Below are 5,135 nucleotides of genomic sequence, written 5' to 3' on the forward strand. Positions count from 1 at the left end.
TTTCGTTGAGCGCTGCTCTTAAGGTTTCTCCTGCCAACTCTAGACGATTCACTTGGCGGATTGCTGCTATCATTTGTGTTGAGTCTGTCCGTTGCTTTCCTCGATGCTTGATCAGATTTTTTTCTTGTTAAGAAGGGGGGAGAATTTAGTCAAAGTCCCCCTTAAAAAGGGGGATTTAGGGGGATATCCTGCTTCGTCAATCCTCGAACAATTACGCCATAATGCCGAGCGCAATCTGTTGACAGTGCTGATTTTTGACCAGTTTGAAGAGTTTTTCTTTGTTTATACTGACCTAGAACAACGACGCCCATTTTATGAGTTTTTACGCGTTTGTTTGGATATCCCGTTTGTCAAGGTGATTCTTTCCTTGCGGGAAGATTATTTGCATTATTTGTTGGAATTGGATCGCCTGTTTGATTTAACGGTGATTAATAACAACATTCTCGATAAGGGTATTCGCTATTACTTGGGGAACTTTTCACTGGCAGATGCTCTAAGTGTGGTGCAGAGTTTGACGGAAAAATCACAGTTTCCGTTAGAGGCGGGGCTGATTGATGCATTCGTGCAGGATTTGGCGGGGGAGGTTGGGGAAGTTCGTCCGATTGAGTTGCAAATTGTGGGGATGCAATTGCAAACCCAGAAGATTACTACCTTGGAGCAGTATCAGCAGGGTTGGACGAAAAACAAGCTGGTGGAGGGATTTTTAGAAGATGTGATACCAAATCCGGGTTGACTACCCCCTTTATCAGGAAGGATAATCTTCCTCATATGCGATCGCGTCCTGGAGACATGGTCAAAAAAGCGCATCTCCAACCTTACCTGACAAGCAGCGAACTGAAAGTCCGCTACCTTGGTGCGAGAGATAGAGTTGAATCACGTCGTTGGCATTTACTGTGGTTAGTGTCGAAACACTGGACAATCCAGCAAGCATCTCTTGCCGTTGGATTGAACTATGATTACGCCAAGGACATAGTCAAGGCGTACAATCAACTTGGGGAAGTGGCGATCAGCAATCGCCGCCGTCAGCGCACAGCTCCCCCATCCCACGCCCTGCTCAATAGTGAGCAACTAGAAGAATTACGTTCCAGCTTAAAACAGCAACCAGAAGACAAAGGCATCTGGACTGGGCTCTTATGTAGCCGATTGGATTGCCAAAAAGACAGGGCGAGAGAAAGTTTGGCCTCTGCATAGGATGGGACTACCTGAAGAAATGTCGTTATTCTGCTCAAAAACCCCGACCTCGTCACGCGAAAGCCGACCCAGAAGCACAACAAGAGTTTAAAAAAAACTGCAAGAAAGAGTTAGAGAGCTGCAACGAGAATTCCCTAATGCGGTCATAGAAGTCTGGTCATTCGATGAACAGACGCTCGTTCCTCGCTACCGCTTCGCTATCGTGTAGGACTCAAACCGATTCTACGTCGAGTCTGGGCACCGATAGGAGAAAGACCCATAGCTACTGTGTATCACCGCTATGAATGGTTGTATCTTTATAGTTTTGTACATCCAAAAACTGGGGAAACTGAGTGGTTCATTATCCCGAGGGTGAACATTGATTGGTTCAACTTAGTTTTAGAGTCTTTTGCCAAAGCTATCGGAGCCGGAAAAAACAAAATTATTTTGTTAGTCATTGACCGAGCGGGATGGCACATGAGCGAGAAAGTGGTTGTACCAGAAGGGATATATCTGGAACCTTTGCCTGCTTACTCTCCAGAATTACAACCAGCTGAGCGGCTGTGGCAACTTAGTGATGAACCTTTAGCTAACAAGAGCTTTGAAACACTTGATGAATTAGAACAAGTCCTAGCAGAACGCTGCTGTATCGTCTCACAAATGCCCTCAAAAGTAAAAGCACTTACTAACTATTACTGGTGGCCCGATCCAGAAGCCTTAGAGACTGGATAAGTTAAACACACTTAATGGGCAATTCAGCCTCTACCTGTGTGTTAAGTTCATACTCTTACTTAGATTACAGCTTCTGTGAAAAGAAGTTAATGACAGTGTGTTTTTATCTTTTCAAGAAGCTGTTTTTATTGATAATTAATAACTTTTAACCTTGTTTGTCAGCTGAGTTTGAGCTACTTCCATTTTTGCGATCGCATTCAGGGAGATCATCTTTCCTGATAAAGGGGGTAGTCAACCCGGATTTGGTATTAAATGTTGTTCTGACTTTGCTGAGAGTCGTAAAATCGCTGTACGCCATATTGAATTGCTCCCTACTTTTATCCAAGCAGGCTTTTCGACCCACACTTCAAATCCTACCCTGAATTCCGGCAGGGGATAGTCATGAAGCAAACCGCCTTCGGCATCGTAAGTCATCGCGCCATTCTACTTTGAAGACATTATGCGATCGCCCAAGAGGTACCGACAAAGCCGATCGCATGAATACCCTCAGCCTTTGTTAACCGCCCTAGCCTCCCTTACCAATCAAGACATACAAGATAAATTTTTCTCGTACCTCTTGTTCCCCCCTTAGCAAGGGGGGTTAGGGGGGTAAACAAAAGCCGAACAAACTAACCGTTACTCAGCATCAAACCGAGGTTTTAGATATCGCCGTTGCAAAGTTAATGTATCCGACAAATCATTGAGGCTGTAAATCACCTCCGCAATCGACTGCCTGAACCGTTCATCATCCGTAAGTTCTGAAAGTTCAGACAGAAACGTTAGCTCAGCTTGGATACTTTCTGAAATGCGCGTGTAGTTCAATCGAACTGCTTGATGAATTATTTCCATATTTGATTGGGAATAAACCACATAATGATATTATTAAAACTAGAAACATCTGTAAATAGATAAACATTGAAAACTGACACAATTTTCTATCAAATTTTTCAAAATTTTCCCAGTATCTTCTTTGAACTGATTGGACAGCCTACCACCGATATCAGCTGCTATCAATTCACCTCTCCTGAAGTCAAACAACAAGCCTTCCGTTTCGATGGCTTATTTCTTCCAGTGGCTGAGGAATCAGAACTGCCCATTTACTTTGTCGAAGTGCAGTTTCAAAAAAAGCCAAAGTTTTACGCTCGCCTGTTTGCAGAGATTTTCCTTTACTTCTACCAGTACGACCACAACAAGGAATGGTATGCGATCGTTATCTACCGCCGCCGCAGTATCGAAACCCCAGCACCCCGACAATACAGAGAGCTAATGGAGCATCGGGTACGACAAATTTACCTGGATGAACTTGGAGAAACAGCCGAGCAGTATATCGGTATAGGCATTGTCCAGTTAGTCGTAGAATCCAAAAAGAAAACACCCCAAGTCGCCCGAAATTTAATTGAAAAAGCACAACGAGAATTGGCAGATGTCGTCACCCAGCAACAAGTCATAGAATTGATAGAAACAGTTATTTTGTACAAGTTTCCCAAACTGAGTCGCGAGGAAATCGAAGCTATGCTGGCATTGAACGAACTGAAACAAACAAGATTCTATCAAGAAGCCCTTGAGGAAGGTCGCCAAGAAGGGCTTGAGCAAGGTCGCGAACAAGGCAAGCTAGAAGCTAAGTTAGAAATGGTCTCCTTGCTGCTAGAAGTAGGATTAAGCCTTGAGGAAATAGCCCAACGGTTAGGTCTAGACCTTGAAACGGTTGAAGCAGCTATACAACAGCAGCCTGAAAATGCTCCATCACCTGAGTCTGACACCAATCATTCATAAACTTGCTTCAAGCTAATATCCCTCAAAGCCTTGTTCGGAATCAGTAAAATAGCGGCGGTAGAAAGTATGGATACACTCTGTTGCGAGGCAATTAATGGCACTGGATTTGAGGCAGTTTTACCAGGCATGTAATCCCAGCAAAACCCTGGACTTGGCTAAGGCTGGGGATAGACCCTACTATATCGATTTCTCCTCGGTGCGGGGTGGCTAAATTATAGAGGAATTGGGTCGCACCATCACCCTGTTTTCACCCGATGAACCCACTTGTCAGTTATTTAGCGGACATATCGGTTGTGGCAAGTCCACTGAGTTGTTACGGCTCAAAGACCAGTTGGAACGACAGGGACTTCATGTCGTTTACTTTGAGTCGAGCCAGGATTTAGACATGGCTGATGTGGATATCAGTGATATTTTACTGGCGATCGCACGTCAAGTCAGCACCAGCCTGGAAGCGATTAACATCAAGCTCAAACCGGGGTACTTTACGAATCTGTTTACTGAAGTCAAAGACTTCATGCAAACCCCAGTCGATCTTACCCTAGGTGCCGAGTTGTCCTTGGGCATCGCCAAAATTACCGCTCAAACCAAGGATAGCCCTAAGCTTCGCGGTCAATTACGCCAATACCTAGAACCGCGCACCAATGGAATTCTAGAAGCAATCAACGACTTAATCGATCGCGCCACCCAAGAACTCAAACGTCGAGGCAAACATGGATTGGTGGTGATTGTCGATAATCTCGATCGCGTGGATAGTCGTCCTCTAGCTTCTGGACGCATGTTACCAGAATACCTGTTCATCGACCGGGGCGAACAGTTACGCCGACTTAATTGCCATCTCGTTTACACTATCCCCCTATCCTTAATTTTCTCCAATGAGTCTGAAGTGCTAGCCACTCGCTTAGGCGGCGGGATAGACCCGAAAGTACTGCCAATGGTACCTGTACACTCAAAAGATGGCAGCGAGTGCGCCGAAGGGATGGCACTGCTGCGGCAAATGGTACTAGCGAGGGCATTTCCTCATGTCAATCCAGATCATCGGCTACATTTAATTCCTGAAGTTTTTGATAGTCCTGAAACCTTGGATCGATTATGCCGAGGAAGTGGGGGTCATGTGCGGAACTTGTTAGGACTACTTTATAGCTGTCTTCAGAAAAAAAATCCTCCCATCTCGCTGGATTGTGTGCAAAAAGTGATTCGAGAGCGACGCAATAAGATAGTCTTAGGCATCAAACCTCATGAGTGGGAATTGCTGTGCCAAGTGAGGGAACTTAAAAGGGTGCAACAAGCGCCAGAATACCAAACCCTGTTGCGGAATATGTTGGTATTTGAATACCGCAATGATGATGAAGCACCTTGGTTTGATATTAATCCGGTTTTGGCAGAGGCGAAAGAGTTGCAGCTATGAGTAGAGAAGGCGGGAGTCAGGAGTCAGAAGTCAGGAGTCAGGGGTTAGGGGTTGGGGGTGGGAATGAAGATGTGGC

At 45.1% G+C, this 5,135-nt stretch carries 5 protein-coding genes and 2 pseudogenes; 6 read left to right on the plus strand and 1 reads right to left on the minus strand.

Annotation, left to right across the window (positions count from 1 at the left end; translation table 11 throughout):
- Positions 1-190 precede the first annotated feature (190 nt).
- The 4 genes and pseudogenes from V6C93_RS16475 to V6C93_RS16485 form a co-directional block, all read left to right on the plus strand.
- Positions 191-730, plus strand: a pseudogene (locus V6C93_RS16475) (hypothetical protein); the annotation flags it as partial.
- Complete coding sequence (locus V6C93_RS16480) at positions 730-1,191, plus strand: hypothetical protein (RefSeq protein ID WP_333477757.1); 462 nt, start codon at positions 730-732, stop codon at positions 1,189-1,191. The pseudogene V6C93_RS16475 and the gene V6C93_RS16480, both read left to right, overlap by 1 nt.
- On the plus strand, positions 1,149-1,340 hold the full coding sequence (locus V6C93_RS38285) for a winged helix-turn-helix domain-containing protein (RefSeq protein ID WP_349262737.1): 192 nt from the start codon (positions 1,149-1,151) through the stop codon (positions 1,338-1,340). The genes V6C93_RS16480 and V6C93_RS38285 overlap by 43 nt, the downstream gene beginning before the upstream one ends.
- Before the next feature lie 64 nt (positions 1,341-1,404).
- Positions 1,405-1,902: pseudogene (locus V6C93_RS16485) on the plus strand (IS630 family transposase); the annotation flags it as partial.
- Positions 1,903-2,517: 615 nt separating this feature from the next.
- Here the strand turns inward: V6C93_RS16485 and V6C93_RS16490 are convergent.
- Entirely contained in the window at positions 2,518-2,703 is a 186-nt protein-coding gene (locus V6C93_RS16490) for a hypothetical protein (RefSeq protein WP_333477758.1), read from the minus strand.
- A 93-nt stretch (positions 2,704-2,796) separates the two neighbouring features.
- Between V6C93_RS16490 and V6C93_RS16495 the strand changes: the two genes are divergently transcribed.
- On the plus strand, positions 2,797-3,654 hold the full coding sequence (locus tag V6C93_RS16495; RefSeq protein ID WP_333477759.1) for an Rpn family recombination-promoting nuclease/putative transposase: 858 nt from the start codon (positions 2,797-2,799) through the stop codon (positions 3,652-3,654).
- Positions 3,655-3,865: 211 nt separating this feature from the next.
- Positions 3,866-5,059, plus strand: coding sequence for an ATP-binding protein (locus V6C93_RS16500; protein WP_349262738.1), 1,194 nt, complete (start codon positions 3,866-3,868; stop codon positions 5,057-5,059).
- Positions 5,060-5,135: the final 76 nt, after the last annotated feature.

It is taken from the genome of Allocoleopsis sp. (genome assembly GCF_036703385.1).
Classification (GTDB): domain Bacteria; phylum Cyanobacteriota; class Cyanobacteriia; order Cyanobacteriales; family Coleofasciculaceae; genus Allocoleopsis.